Origin of the sequence: Pseudomonas koreensis (genome assembly GCF_025447595.1) — a bacterium.
GTDB classification, from domain to species: domain Bacteria; phylum Pseudomonadota; class Gammaproteobacteria; order Pseudomonadales; family Pseudomonadaceae; genus Aquipseudomonas; species Aquipseudomonas koreensis_H.
The window spans coordinates 1-14,082 of record NZ_JAOEJU010000020.1 but is presented as its reverse complement, the minus strand read 5'-3'; the positions used below and the strand labels follow the sequence as shown (position 1 = coordinate 14,082).

Below are 14,082 nucleotides of genomic sequence, written 5' to 3'. Positions count from 1 at the left end.
AGGGATTGCCAATCAAACCGCGAAGATCTTGCCCGGGTTCATGATGCCGTTCGGGTCGAACACCGCCTTGACCGCTTTCATGTATTGGATTTCCACCGGCGAGCGGCTGTAGGTCAAGTAGTCGCGCTTGGTCATGCCCACGCCGTGTTCGGCGGAAATCGAGCCGTTGTACTTCTCGACGGTTTCGAACACCCACTTGTTGACGGTGGCGCACTTGGCGAAAAACTCGTCCTTGCTCAGGTTGTCCGGCTTGAGGATGTTCAGGTGCAGGTTGCCGTCGCCGATGTGGCCGAACCAGACGATTTCGAAATCCGGATAGTGTTCGCCGACGATCGCGTCGATTTCCCGCAGGAACGCCGGGACTTTCGAGACGGTGACCGAGATATCGTTCTTGTACGGCGTCCAGTGGGAAATGGTTTCGGAGATGTACTCGCGCAGCTTCCACAGGTTCTGCAACTGGGTTTCGCTCTGGCTCATCACGCCGTCCAGCACCCAGCCCTGCTCCACGCAATGCTCGAAGGTTTCCAGGGCGGTATTGGCCACTTCTTCGGTGGTCGCCTCGAATTCCAGCAAGGCATAGAACGGGCAGTCGGTTTCGAACGGCGCCGGGACATCGCCACGGCCCATGACCTTGGCCAGGGCCTTGTCGGAGAAAAATTCGAACGCGGTCAGGTCGAGCTTGCCCTGGAAGGCGTGCAGCACCGGCATGATCGAGTCGAAATCGGCAGTGCCGAGGACCATCGCAGTGAGGTTTTTCGGTGCACGATCCAGACGCATGGTGGCTTCGACCACAAATCCGAGGGTGCCTTCGGCGCCGATGAACAACTGGCGCAGGTCATAACCGGTGGCGTTCTTGATCAGGTCCTTGTTCAGCTCCAGCACGTCGCCCTTGCCGGTCACCACTTTCATGCCTGCGACCCAATTGCGGGTCATGCCGTAGCGAATGACCTTGATCCCGCCGGCATTGGTGCCGATATTGCCGCCAATCTGGCTGGAACCTGCCGAAGCGAAGTCCACCGGGTAGTACAAGTCATGTTCTTCAGCGGCGTTCTGCAATTGCTCGGTGACCACGCCCGGCTGACAGACGGCGGTGCGGTCGGTCAGGTTGATATCCAAAATCTGATTCATATAGTCGAACGACACGACCACTTCGCCATTGGCGGCCACGGCCGCGGCGGAAAGACCGGTGCGCCCGCCCGACGGCACCAGCGCCACTTTATGTTCGTTGGCCCAGCGGACGACGGCCTGCACCTGCTCGATGGTCTTGGGGAACACGATGGCGCTCGGCGCCGGCGCGAAATGCTTGGTCCAGTCCTTGCCGTAAGCGTTCAGGGAGTCGGCATCGGTCAGGACCTTGCCAGGCTCGACCAGGGTCTTCAGTTCATCAATCAGGGCAGGATTGGTCATCGACGGAACTCTCGAACAATTCATGGTCATCCTGAGAACGCTTCACGTCGCAGGAATGAGTGATTAGCGGGGCGGCTATGCTAGCATACCGACCCCGCAGGCCAGTGCCCAACGGCGGTTCTGCGGTGACGGCTTTCTTGTCGTCAAGGTCAATGTCTGTTGACCATTTCCTGCCATTTTTCTCCGGGATACAGGTTTACGCAGATGAGCAAGACTTCTCTCGATAAGAGCAAGATCAAGTTCCTTCTTCTCGAAGGCGTCCACCAATCGGCTGTCGACGTCCTCAAGGCGGCGGGCTACACCAGCATCGAATACCTGACAGGCTCCCTGCCGGAAGCCCAGCTCAAGGAAAAGATCGCTGACGCTCACTTCATCGGCATTCGTTCGCGCACCCAGCTGACCGAAGAGATCTTCGATCACGCGAAGAAACTGGTCGCGGTCGGCTGTTTCTGCATCGGCACCAACCAGGTTGACCTGGAAGCGGCCCGCGAGCGCGGCATCGCCGTGTTCAACGCGCCGTACTCCAACACCCGCTCCGTTGCCGAGCTGGTGCTGGCCGAAGCGATCCTGCTGCTGCGCGGCATCCCTGAGAAAAACGCTTCCTGCCACCGTGGCGGCTGGATCAAATCCGCAGCCAACTCCTTCGAGATCCGTGGCAAGAAACTGGGCATCGTCGGCTACGGCTCGATCGGTACTCAGCTGTCGGTTCTGGCCGAAGGTCTGGGCATGCAGGTGTTCTTCTACGACACCGTGACCAAGCTGCCACTGGGCAACGCGACCCAGGTCGGCAACCTGCACGAGCTGCTGGGCATGTCCGACATCGTCACCCTGCACGTTCCGGAAACCGCTGCGACCCAGTGGATGATCGGCGAGAAGGAAATCCGCGCCATCAAGAAGGGCGGCATCCTGATCAACGCTGCACGCGGCACCGTGGTCGAGCTGGATCACCTGGCCGCTGCGATCAAGGACAAGCACCTGATCGGCGCCGCCATCGACGTGTTCCCGGTCGAGCCGCGCTCCAACGACGAAGAGTTCGAAAGCCCGCTGCGTGGCCTGGACAACGTGATCCTGACCCCGCACATCGGCGGTTCCACCGCTGAAGCACAGGCCAACATCGGTCTGGAAGTGGCAGAAAAACTGGTCAAGTACAGCGACAACGGTACTTCGGTATCGTCCGTGAACTTCCCGGAAGTGGCCCTGCCGGCTCACCCTGGCAAGCACCGTCTGCTGCACATCCACGAGAACATCCCGGGTGTGATGAGCGAGATCAACAAGGTCTTCGCCGAAAACGGCATCAACATCTCCGGTCAGTTCCTGCAGACCAACGAGAAGGTCGGCTACGTGGTGATCGACGTCGACGCCGAGTACTCGGAGCTGGCGCAAGAGAAGCTGCAACACGTCAACGGCACCATCCGTAGCCGCGTGTTGTTCTGATCAAGCGTTGAGCGACAAAAAAGGGAGCCTTCGGGCTCCCTTTTTCATGCACGCAAGAACGTCATTCGACGTTGACGGTGATTTTCTTCGACACGATCGGCGGATCGAAGGCCATGTGGCCGCTGTCACCCAGCTCCAGTTGCAGGGTGTGCTTGCCCGGCGCGAGTTTGATGTCGGCCTGGGTCTGCGCCTTGCCGAAGTGCATGTGGTTGGCGTCGGTCGGCACCACGGAACCGGCCGGAACGATTTCCTTGGCATCGATCAGCAGATGGTGATGACCGGTGTTCTTGGTGACGTCACCGGCCGGTGCCAGCGCGATGTCCTTTACACCGAACTTGACCGTGAAGGTCTGCGGAACCGTGGCTCCGTCCTCGGGAGAAACGATGAACACTTCGGCGCCCTTCGGTGCCGGTGTGGCCGCACTGGCCAGTACCGAAACACCCATCAGCACACCGGCCAACGCTGCACGTGACATAAAGCTTTTCATTTTCTTCTCCAGTTTTTCCGTAAAATCCGCACGGTCATGACAACTTCATGACCATTCGTTGTCGAAGGCACTCGACAACCATAGCAAAGCGAGCCTGGAAAACAGGCCGATATCGATTTCAAAGGAGTGACCATGCGTTTTCTGCCTGGCCTGATCTGCCTGCTACCCCTTCTGAGCCCTCTGGCTCACGCCGAACTGATTGATGACGTCAACGACCGTGGCGAGTTGCGCATAGCCCTTGAGGCTAATACACCGCCCTTCAATTTCAAGGACGGCGACACGCTCACGGGGTTCGAGGTCGAGCTTGGGCAACTGCTGGCCAACGAACTGGATGTGCGGGCCGACTTCATCGTCACCGACGAAGCCGATCTGCTCCAGGGCGTTGAAAGCGGCAAGTACGACGTCGCGCTCAACCACATAGCACTGACACCCGAGCTCAAGGATCGTTTCGACGTCAGCGAACCTTACACGCAGGTCAATGCACAATTGCTGGCGAAAAAGGATGAGCAACCCCGGCCGTTGGTGCTGGTGCAGACGTTGACTGAAGAGAAACCGAAGGTCGGGCCGCCGGTGGATCTGGCGATTCCGTTTCAGAAGGGCAACCCGGCGTTTCACGCGAGCCTTGAGAATGCGTTGCAGCGGATCAGGGCGGATGGGCGGCTGGAGGCGTTGTCGAAGAAGTGGTTGAGCGTGCAGGCCACTGAAAGTCTGAAGTGAACACAACTTCCATGTGGGAGCGAGCTTGCTCGCGAAAGCGGCCTGTCAGCCACCAATATCGGTACTGACAATACGCAATCGCGAGCAAGCTCGCTCCCACAGTGTTGTTGGTGTGTGATTAGTCGAGTTGTATCAGCGCTTGTGCAGCCTGCGGCAGCTCGAGCTCGCTGAAGACCTGCACGCCATGGCGCTTGAGCAACGCGGCGGTAACGCCCTCGCCGCTGACCTTCACCCCACTGAACGTCCCGTCATAGGTCAACAGATTCCCGCACGAAGGGCTGTTGGCCTTGAGCACCGCCACCCGAATCCCGTGCTTTTGCACCAACGCCAGCGCCTGCCGCGCGCCGTCGAGAAACTGTGCGCTGACGTCTTCACCCTCGGTGGTGATTACTGAAGCGAGTCCGTCCAGCACTTCGCTGCCCTGCCCGCCCGGAATCTCTGCCGCCGCTCGCGGCGTCGGCAAACCACCGGCGACTTCCGGGCACAGCGGTACTACCCGGCCTTCGCTGATCCACTGTTCCAACAGATCGAACGGCCCGCTGGCCCCACCGTCGTAACGCACGCGGTGACCCAGCAGGCAGCGACTGACCAGAATCCTGTGCATCTCAGAACGGCTCGTTGCCACGGCGGCGGAACCAGCCTGTCAGCGACAGTCGCTCGCGGCTGGCTGGCAATACTTCATGCGGGACTTCGCCGGAGAGAAACACCACCAGACAACCGCCCGTAGGCTGTACGTCATGAACGCGGTCATTCTCCAGGTACATGCGCAGTTGCCCGCCATCCTCCGGCAGCCAGCCGTCATTGAGGTAGATCACCGCCGAGACCATGCGCCGGTCATCGTCGCGGAAACGGTCGACATGCTTGCGATAGAACGCACCCGGCGGGTAAAGGGCAAAGTGGCACTCGAAGTCTTCAAGCCCGAGGAACAGGCCCCGGTTGAGCGCTTCACGCAGGCCGTCCATCAGGTTCAGGTAGCGGTCGCTGGCCTCGGCCTGACCGGGGTCGATCCATTGGATATGGTCGCCTCGAATCCCCTCGCGGATCTCCGAAAACGGGCCACGTCCGACCCCCGCCGGCGCCAGTTCACCTTCGGCCTCACGTTTACGGCACTCGGCGGCCAGCGCGCGGGTCAGATCCGCAGGCAGGAAAATGTTCTGCTGCGACCAGCCGCGCTCGGCCAGGTCGTCGACGATACGTAACAGCAGCGGGTGATCAGAGGATATTTGCATGGCGCGCATAGTATGCCTGCGGCAAGAAATCCGACAGAGCCACGCGGCGGCTTGATACGAATTCTCGACAAGTACTGGCACCGCACGGAGAATAGTCGGCTGCCGACAGGAGTCCTTATGCGCCGTTTGCTTTTTTCACTGTTGATGTTCTGCGTTTTGCCCGCCTGGGCGGACGGCCACGACCAGTTGTACAAGGTCGCCGGCTGGCCAGAACAACGCGCGCATTTCAACGACGCCCTGAGTGCCGCGCAGCAGCGTTACCAGAACAGCCTGCCGCCGGCGGTGTTTCAGGCGCTGGTGAACAACAGCAACCAGCGCTTCGCCCCTCAGGCCGTGGATCAACGCGCCGAAGCTCAGTTGCGCAAAAACCTCGCCGATCCGAAACCGGCCCTGTCGTTCTTTCAGTCACCGCTGGGCAAGAAGATCGTCGCCGCCGAACTGCTGGCGACCCGTCGCGATCAATTGGCAAAGAACGCCAAGGGTCTGCCGAAAATGCCGGCCAGCGACAGCCGGCTGCTGATCATCGGCCACCTTGCCCAGGCCCTGCCCGCCCGCGAGGCCGGTGCCGAAGTCAGTCTGGCGATTGCCGGCGTGGCGGCGGACAGCCTGAGCTCGATGATCCCCGGCCTGCTCGGCGGCGGTCAGGCCCAGGGCATGTTGAACGGTCAACGCCAGCGCCTGATGGATCAGATCGGTGCCGACCTGAACAACACGCTGCTGTACGTCTATCGCGACTTGTCGGATGAAGAGCTGGAAGAGTTCGCGACCTTCGCCGAATCCACCGAAGGCAAGGCCTACTATCAGGCTGCGCTGGCAGCGATTCGCGCCGGGCTGGCCGTGGGCCAGAGCACCTCGAACCTGAATCAATAAATCTCTGCTGCCTGACCGACCGCCTTCGCGAGCAAGCTCGCTCCCACAAAGGATTGCGATCTATTGTGGGAGCGAGCTTGCTCGCGAAGGGGCCCTCAGGATCACGAGTGATTCCGGCCTTTGATCCGCTTGCTCAGAAACTCGAAATACTCCTCGCGCATTTCCGCCGTCTCGTTGGCCAGGTGATGCCGCGCCTCGGCCAGCAGCAGAATCTGCGGCCGGTCGAACTTCCACTTCATCACTTGCAGGTTGTGCTGCCAGTCCACGGTCATGTCCGCCTGGCCCTGAATGATCAGTGGCCGGCGCGGACTTTTCTTCGCGTATTCAACCCGGTTGATCCAGCGTGACAACGCCCCGACCCACGCGGTCGGCAAGCGTTTTGGCTGCAACGGATCGGCCTGCAGGAACGGCAGGAAATCCGGGTCGTTGGAGTTTTCGCTGAAACGCCGGGCGATACCTCGAACGAAGGGCCTGAGCAGGTAATAACTGAACTGCGACCAGCCCCAGGCACGCGGACGCACCAGTGGCGCCAGCAGAATCAGCTGCCCCTGCGCCGGGCTGTTTTCACCATGATTGAGCACGTGATCGACAATGATCGCGCCGCCAGTGCTTTGCCCGCACAGGTGCCACGGCTGCGGCAGGGCAATCGAACGCGCCTCGGCGAACAGGCCTTGCAGCGCATCCTGATATTCGGAGAAGTCGCGAATGCTCGCCCGCTCGCCGCTGGACAAACCATGCCCCGGCAGATCGCAGGCAATCACCGCGAAGCCCTGATCCAGCGCCCACTCGATCACATGCCGGTAGAGGCCGGTGTGGTCATAAAAACCGTGCACCAGAAACAGCGTGGCCTTGGCCGTTTCCGCCGGCCACCAGCAATGACTGACCAGTTGATAGCCATCGATGTCGAACCGGCCCATGCCACGCCAGACATCACGCTCGGGAAAGTCGGTCTTGTAGAACCGCTGATACGCCTTCGCCTCCTCGGACAACGGCTGCCACTCGGCCAGAGGCTTGAGGCTCGCACGCAGATGATCGGGATCAAAGGCAACAGACATGGGCAATTCCAGAACGGTAAACGGACTTTATCGGCCTGCGATATTCATCTGTCGCGGCAAGCATGGCAAGCTAGCGCGCCTCTGAGGATCGAAAACCATGCGTTCGCCCTACCGCACCGCACTGTTTGCCAGCCTGCTCGCCATTGTGTGTGCCGGCGTGCTGTGGGCCGCGTACGACTGGTTTCAGGGCCGCTATCTGCGCGCTTTCAGCGAGCATACGGCAGTGTTCTCCGGCGACCCATTGCGCCTGCCCGACGACCTCGCCGGCCCCGGCAATATCCGCCTGGTGCACTTCTGGGACCCGGCCTGCCCGTGCAACGTCGGCAATCAACAGCACCTGACCGAAATGGTCGAACAGTTCGGCCCCAAGGGCGTGGAATTCTTTGCCGTGCAGAAGGCCGGCAGCCACGGCCAGTTGCCCGCCACCCTCAGCAATCTCAAAACCATCGCGGTGCTGCCCGGCTCCGAACAGATTCCCGCGAGCCCGGCCGTGGCGATCTGGGACCGCAGTGGCAGACTGGCGTACTTCGGCCCGTACAGCGAAGGCCTGACGTGCAACTCCAGCAACAGTTTTATCGAACCGATCCTGCAAGCGTTGAGTGATGATCGCCCGGTCAATGCGACCCATACACTGGCAGTCGGTTGCTACTGCCCGTGGCCGGCGGAGACGAAGTAAGGCATTCCGGACATTTCAAGGACGGCGATGCGCAGCACACGAGGCGTGTGCTAATTGTTTGCAGCCCGCACGGGCGGCAATCCCGAATGCACAAGGAGTCACCATGAAACGCGTCTTCACCGTTCTTGCCTTGCTCATCGTTGTCCTGCTCGCCGCCGGCGGCTGGTATGTCTACAGCAAGCAACCGACGCGTCAGGGCCAGGTGGAGTTGCGCAACCTGCAAGGCTCGGTGACCGTGCGTTACGACGAGCGCGGCGTGCCGCACATCCGCGCCGAAAACGAAACCGACCTCTATCGCGCCCTCGGCTACGTGCACGCCCAGGACCGACTGTTCCAGATGGAAGCCATGCGCCGTCTGGCCCGGGGCGAACTGGCCGAAGTGCTCGGGCCGAAACTGCTCGATACCGACAAGCTGTTCCGCAGCCTGCGCATCCGCGAGCGCGCCGCCAGTTACGTAGCCAGCCTCGACAAGCAGTCACCGGCGTGGAAGGCCCTGCAAGCCTATCTGGACGGCATCAATCAATATCAGGACTCGCACGCCGCCCCCATCGAGTTCGACGTGCTGGGCATCCCCAAGCGGCCGTTCACCGCCGAGGACAGCATCAGCGTCGCCGGCTACATGGCCTACAGCTTCGCCGCCGCGTTTCGCACCGAACCGCTGCTGACCTATGTGCGCGATCAACTGGGCGCCGACTACCTCAACGTCTTTGACCTCGACTGGCAACCCAAGGGCGTGCTCGCCAAGGGCCACGCCGGCACCGCACCGGCCCTCGCCGCCGAAGACTGGAAAGACCTGAACACCCTCGCCCGCGTCAGCGAACAGGCGCTGATCGACAACGGCCTGCCGCAGTTCGAAGGCAGCAACGCCTGGGTCATCGCCGGCAGCCACAGCAAGAGCGCCAAGCCCTTGCTGGCCGGTGATCCGCACATCCGCTTTTCGGTGCCATCGGTGTGGTACGAGGCGCAGCTGTCGGCGCCGGGGTTTGAACTCTACGGCCATCATCAGGCGCTGGTGCCGTTTGCGTTTCTCGGCCACAACCTGGATTTCGGCTGGAGCCTGACCATGTTCCAGAACGATGATCTGGACCTGATCGCCGAGAAGGTCAATCCGGACAACCCGGATCAGGTCTGGTATCGCGGCCAGTGGACCGACATGGTCAAAACCGAGCAGCAGATCGCGGTGAAAGGCCAGGCCCCGGTGACCCTCACCCTGCGTCAGTCGCCCCACGGCCCGATCGTCAACGACGCCCTCGGCAGCGCCGCCGGGAAAACCCCGATTGCGATGTGGTGGGCGTTCCTCGAAACGCCGAATCCGATCCTCGAAGGTTTCTACCAGCTCAACCGCGCCGACACCCTGGCCAAGGCCCGCGCCGCAGCGGTCAAGGTGCAGGCGCCGGGGCTGAACATCGTCTACGCCAACGCCAAGGGCGATATCGCCTGGTGGGCCTCGGCGCTGTTGCCCAAGCGTCCGGCCGGGGTGAAGCCTGGGTTCATTCTCGACGGCAGCAGCAATCAGGCGGACAAGGACGGCTACTTCCCGTTCAGCGCCAACCCGCAGGAAGAGAACCCGGCGCGGGGCTATATCGTCTCGGCCAACTTCCAGCCCGTGTCGCCGACCGGCATGGAGATTCCCGGTTATTACAACCTCGCCGACCGTGGCCAGCAGCTCAACCGCCAGCTCGCCGACAAGAACGTGAAGTGGGACAACGAGGCCAACCAGAAACTGCAACTGGGCACCACCACCGGTTACGGCCCGCGTCTGCTGGCGCCGTTGCTGCCGGTGCTGCGTGAAGTGGTGAGTGATCCGGCGCAGCTGAAACTGGTCGAGCAACTGGCCCAGTGGCAAGGCGACTATCCGCTGGATTCGGTCAGTGCGACGCTGTTCAACCAGTTCCTCTACGACCTGGCTGACGCGGCGATGCGCGATGAGCTGGGCAATGATTTTTTCGAAACCCTGCTGTCGACCCGAGTGATCGATGCGGCGCTGCCCCGGCTCGCGGCGAATGCCGATTCACCGTGGTGGGACAACCGCGGCACGCCGAACAAGGAAACCCGCGCCGACACCGTGCGCACCGCATGGCAGGCAAGCATGGCGCACTTGAAACAGACTCTCGGGGACGACGCTTCCGGCTGGCAATGGGGCAAGGCGCATACGCTGACCCATGGTCATCCGCTGGGTCAGCAGAAACCGCTGGATCGCATTTTCAACGTCGGCCCGTTCGCCGCACCGGGCTCTCATGAAGTGCCGAACAACCTCTCGGCGAAGATCGGCCCCGCGCCGTGGCCGGTGACCTATGGCCCGTCGACCCGGCGGTTGGTGGACTTCGCGGATCCGGCTCATAGCCTGACCATCAACCCGGTCGGCCAGAGCGGCGTGCCGTTCGACAGCCACTATGACGATCAGGCGGAAGCGTATGTGGACGGGATGTATGTGCAGGCGCATTTCAGTGATGAAGAGGTGACGGCGAATACGCGCAGCACCTTGAAGCTGTTGCCGGCACGAGCAGCTCAATAGATTTTTGCTGACTGGAGCGGCCCCTTCGCGAGCAAGCTCGCTCCCACATTGGATCGCGGTTTCCTGTGGGAGCGAGCTTGCTCGCGAAGGGGTCAGTCAGAACAAAACAGATCTCAAACCATCGCCGCAAAGTTCAGGCGAAACTGCTGCGGCGTTACCCCCAGCCGCCGGTTGAACACGCTGCGCATGTGTTGCGCATCACGAAACCCGCATTGATACGCCACCGTCTTCAGCGGCGCCGTGGTGCTTTCGAGCATCACCCGCGCCGCGTCCACCCGCGCCCGTTCGAGGAATTCCGCCGGGGTGACTTTCGCCTCCCTCGCAAACACCCGGGAGAAATTCCGCGCACTCATGTTGGCGGCATTCGCCAGATCAGCGATGGTCAGGTCGCCGGTGAGATTGGCCAGCACATACAGCTGCACCATCGCCACCGCCGACGTCGGTTCGGCGTGGGGCGTGAGGAACGGGCTGAACTGCGACTGCCCGCCCGAGCGCTGGGTGAACACCACCAGCCGCTTGGCCACGCTCAGCGCGACCTCGGCCCCGTGATCACGCGCCAGCAGGTACAGCGACAGATCGATCCCCGCCGTCACCCCCGCCGAGGTGTAGAGCTGGCCATCCTCGACGTACAACCGATCAGCCTCGACCCGGCTCGACGGGCACAACTGTGCCAGCGCTTCGGCGTCGTTCCAGTGGGTGGTGACCGTGCGCCCATCCAGCAATCCCGCACGGGCGAGCATGAACGCGCCGTTGCAGATCGAGCCGAATCGCCGCGCCCGTCCACAGGCCTCACGCAACCAGGCATCGAATGCCTCGCCGAAATCCAGAAACGGCAACTGCGGCCCACCCGCCACCAGCAGCAAATCGTAAACCTGCGACGCTTCGCTGAAATGCCGATGCGCACTCAGGGTCAGCCCGTTGGAACACGCCATCGACCCGCGCTCGACGCCGATCACGTCGAGCCGGTAATGATCCTCCGGCACCAGGAAGCGGTTGGCCTCGGCGAACACGTCCATCGGCCCGCTGACGTCCAGCGCCTGCACGCCGGGGAACACCACGATGGCGACGATTCTGTTCATGGCTATCTCGGCTCCCGGGGAATGTCGGATCAGCGCCAACCCTAGCCAATCCTCGTCGCAGAAGCGAGCTGGCATGATTTGCAGGTGGAATGGCAAGGATCGCAGCCATGGATCGATTGTCCGGTTTTGCCCCCGGGAACAGACTTTCCCCATCAGCGCCGTGACGGCGTTTTCGACGAGGAAGCTCAACATGACCACGACCATCGCCGGTATCCAGATCCCCGACAGCGCCCTCGCCCGGGCCACCACCGAGTACATCCGCGACATCGAATCCGACCTGCTTTACCACCACTCGCGCCGGGTATTTCTGTTCGGCGCCTTGAGCGGTGAGCGTCAGCAACTGGCCTACGATCCGGAGCTGCTGTACGTCGGCGCGATGTTCCACGACCTGGGTCTGGTCGAAGGGCATCGCAGCGATGACGAGCGTTTCGAAGTGGATGGCGCCAACGCAGCGGCAGCATTTCTCAAGCCTTACGGGTTGAGCGATGACGACATCGAGCAGGTCTGGCTGTCGATCGCCCTGCACACCACGCCGGGGGTGCCGAAGCATCTGCGTCCAACCGTGGCGCTGGTAACCGCAGGCGTCGAAATGGACGTGCTGGGCATGGACTACGCGGCGTTCACCACGGTGCAGCGTGAGGCGGTGGTGCATGCGCATCCACGGGGCGAAGGTTTCAAGGAGTGCATCATCTGCGCGTTCGCCGATGGCTTGCGTCATCGTCCGCAGACTACCTTCGGCAATGTGAAGACCGATGTGCTGAAGGATCAGGCGCCGGGGTTCAAGCCGATGAATTTCGTCGAGGTCATCCGCAACTCTCCTTGGTCGGCCTAAAACCAACTGTGGGAGCGAGCTTGCTCGCGAAGGGGGCGTATCAGCCAACATTGATGTTGAATGACACACCGCTTTCGCGAGCAAGCTCGCTCCCACAGTTTGAATTGGGGGGTGATCACAGAGTTGTGATCACCCCCACTGGCTCAAGCCGCTTCCGGCGTCGGCGCCCGGCGCACGTCCGGTTGCTTCCACGAATCGGCAGCGCCTTCTTCGATGGCCTGCTGAATTGCCTTGCGGCGCGCTTCCTCGGCACGGCGGCTGAAGAACCAGACCATGAAAGTCACCAGCGACACCGCCAGCAGAATCAGGCTGGCCACGGCGTTGATCTCTGGCTTCACGCCCAGACGCACCGCCGAGAACACTTCCATCGGCAGGGTCGTCGAACCCGGGCCGGAGACGAAGCTCGCCAATACCAGGTCATCCAGCGACAGCGCGAACGACATCATGCCGCCCGCCGCCAGCGACGGCGCGATCATCGGGATGGTGATCAGGAAGAACACCTTCCACGGACGCGCACCGAGGTCCATTGCCGCTTCTTCGATCGACAGGTCCAGCTCACGCAGACGCGCCGACACCACCACCGCCACATACGCCGCACAGAACGTGGTGTGCGCGATCCAGATGGTGACGATGCCCCGCTCCTGCGGCCAGCCGATCATCTGCGCCATCGCCACGAACAGCAGCAACAGCGACAGACCGGTAATCACCTCAGGCATAACCAGCGGCGCGGTGACCAGGCCACCGAACAGCGTGCGGCCCTTGAAGCGAGTGATGCGGGTCAGCACGAAGGCTGCCAGCGTACCCAACGCCACGGCGGCAATCGCGGTGTAGCAGGCGATTTCCAGCGAGCGCACCACCGAGCCCATCAGTTGCGAATTGTCGAGCAGGCCGACGTACCACTTCACCGACCAGCCGCCCCACACCGTTACCAGTTTCGAGGCGTTGAACGAGTAGATCACCAGGATCAGCATCGGCAGGTAGATGAACAACAGGCCGAGCACCAGCATCAGGCTGGAGAAACGGAAGCGCTTCATTCTTTACCCTCCATTTCCTTGGCCTGACTGCGGTTGAACAGGATGATCGGCACGATCAGGATCGCCAGCATCACCACCGCCAGGGCGGACGCCACCGGCCAGTCACGGTTGTTGAAGAACTCTTGCCAGAGCACTTTACCGATCATCAGGGTTTCCGGACCGCCAAGCAGTTCCGGGATCACGAACTCACCCACCACCGGGATGAACACCAGCATGCAGCCAGCGATGATGCCGTTCTTGGACAGCGGCACGGTGATTTTCCAGAAGCTGTTGAAGGTGCTCGAACCGAGGTCGGACGCCGCTTCCAGCAGGCTGTGATCGTGTTTCACCAGGTTGGCGTACAGCGGCAGAATCATGAACGGCAGGTACGAGTAGACGACGCCGATGTACACCGCCAGGTTGGTGTTGAGGATCTGCAGCGGCTCGTCGATCAAACCCATGCTCATCAGGAAACCGTTGAGCAGACCGTTGTTGCTGAGGATGCCCATCCACGCATAGACACGGATCAGGATCGCGGTCCAGGTCGGCATCATGATCAGCAGCACCAGCACCGTCTGCACTTCCTTGCGGGCGCTGGCGATGGCGTAGGCCATGGGGTAGCCGATCAACAGGCACAGCAGCGTGCTGAAAAACGCCATCTTCAGCGAGCCGAGATAGGCAGCGATGTACAACTCGTCGTCGCCGAGCATCGCGTAGTTGCCCAGGTTCAGCAGCAGTTGCAGCTTCTGCTCGGCGTAGGTGTAGATC

The 14,082-nt window shown here is 61.7% G+C and carries 14 protein-coding genes; 6 read left to right on the top strand and 8 right to left on the bottom strand.

All coding sequences use genetic code 11. The features are described 5' to 3' along the window. Positions 1-12 precede the first annotated feature (12 nt). Entirely contained in the window at positions 13-1,407 is a 1,395-nt protein-coding gene (locus N8H71_RS21385) for an FAD-binding oxidoreductase (RefSeq protein ID WP_262195584.1), read from the bottom strand. A gap of 204 nt (positions 1,408-1,611) precedes the next feature. Here N8H71_RS21385 and serA point away from each other — a divergent pair, with 204 nt between their 5' ends. Beyond that, entirely contained in the window at positions 1,612-2,841 is a 1,230-nt protein-coding gene (gene serA / locus N8H71_RS21380; protein WP_007953487.1) for a phosphoglycerate dehydrogenase, read from the top strand. 61 nt (positions 2,842-2,902) lie between these two features. Here serA and N8H71_RS21375 read toward each other — a convergent pair whose 3' ends face one another. Beyond that, complete coding sequence (locus N8H71_RS21375; RefSeq protein ID WP_007953489.1) at positions 2,903-3,328, bottom strand: DUF4399 domain-containing protein; 426 nt, start codon at positions 3,326-3,328, stop codon at positions 2,903-2,905. Between the two features lie 132 nt (positions 3,329-3,460). Between N8H71_RS21375 and N8H71_RS21370 the strand changes: the two genes are divergently transcribed. Beyond that, the gene (locus tag N8H71_RS21370) at positions 3,461-4,045 is read left to right on the top strand and encodes a transporter substrate-binding domain-containing protein (protein WP_262195583.1); all 585 of its coding nucleotides are present in this window, start codon (positions 3,461-3,463) and stop codon (positions 4,043-4,045) included. 118 nt (positions 4,046-4,163) lie between these two features. Here N8H71_RS21370 and N8H71_RS21365 read toward each other — a convergent pair whose 3' ends face one another. Together N8H71_RS21365 and N8H71_RS21360 are read right to left on the bottom strand one after the other, a co-directional pair. Next, entirely contained in the window at positions 4,164-4,649 is a 486-nt protein-coding gene (locus N8H71_RS21365) for a DUF523 domain-containing protein (RefSeq protein WP_262195582.1), read from the bottom strand. A 1-nt stretch (position 4,650) separates the two neighbouring features. After that, a complete protein-coding gene (locus N8H71_RS21360) occupies positions 4,651-5,283 on the bottom strand; it encodes a 2OG-Fe(II) oxygenase (protein ID WP_262195581.1) in 633 nt (210 codons plus the stop codon). Positions 5,284-5,391: 108 nt separating this feature from the next. Here N8H71_RS21360 and N8H71_RS21355 point away from each other — a divergent pair, with 108 nt between their 5' ends. After that, positions 5,392-6,144 carry a DUF2059 domain-containing protein gene (locus N8H71_RS21355; RefSeq protein ID WP_007953496.1) on the top strand — a complete coding sequence of 251 codons (753 nt, stop codon included), beginning with the start codon at positions 5,392-5,394 and terminating at the stop codon, positions 6,142-6,144. Positions 6,145-6,245: 101 nt separating this feature from the next. On the opposite strand, the gene N8H71_RS21350 is transcribed toward N8H71_RS21355, so the two are convergent. Continuing rightward, positions 6,246-7,199 (bottom strand): alpha/beta hydrolase, encoded by a 954-nt coding sequence (locus N8H71_RS21350; RefSeq protein WP_262195580.1) that lies wholly within the window; start codon positions 7,197-7,199, stop codon positions 6,246-6,248. A 97-nt stretch (positions 7,200-7,296) separates the two neighbouring features. Here N8H71_RS21350 and N8H71_RS21345 point away from each other — a divergent pair, with 97 nt between their 5' ends. Continuing rightward, a complete protein-coding gene (locus tag N8H71_RS21345) occupies positions 7,297-7,875 on the top strand; it encodes a DUF6436 domain-containing protein (RefSeq protein WP_262158920.1) in 579 nt (192 codons plus the stop codon). Positions 7,876-7,978: 103 nt separating this feature from the next. Further along, positions 7,979-10,390, top strand: coding sequence for a penicillin acylase family protein (locus N8H71_RS21340; protein ID WP_262195579.1), 2,412 nt, complete (start codon positions 7,979-7,981; stop codon positions 10,388-10,390). Between the two features lie 113 nt (positions 10,391-10,503). On the opposite strand, the gene N8H71_RS21335 is transcribed toward N8H71_RS21340, so the two are convergent. Beyond that, entirely contained in the window at positions 10,504-11,469 is a 966-nt protein-coding gene (locus tag N8H71_RS21335; RefSeq protein WP_262195578.1) for a GlxA family transcriptional regulator, read from the bottom strand. A gap of 190 nt (positions 11,470-11,659) precedes the next feature. Between N8H71_RS21335 and N8H71_RS21330 the strand changes: the two genes are divergently transcribed. Continuing rightward, complete coding sequence (locus N8H71_RS21330) at positions 11,660-12,301, top strand: HD domain-containing protein (protein ID WP_262195577.1); 642 nt, start codon at positions 11,660-11,662, stop codon at positions 12,299-12,301. 143 nt (positions 12,302-12,444) lie between these two features. Here N8H71_RS21330 and N8H71_RS21320 read toward each other — a convergent pair whose 3' ends face one another. Next, a complete protein-coding gene (locus N8H71_RS21320; protein ID WP_262195576.1) occupies positions 12,445-13,335 on the bottom strand; it encodes an ABC transporter permease subunit in 891 nt (296 codons plus the stop codon). Continuing rightward, on the bottom strand, positions 13,332-14,082 hold a 751-nt coding region (locus N8H71_RS21315), incomplete at its 5' end, for an ABC transporter permease subunit (RefSeq protein ID WP_262195575.1). The genes N8H71_RS21315 and N8H71_RS21320, both read right to left, overlap by 4 nt.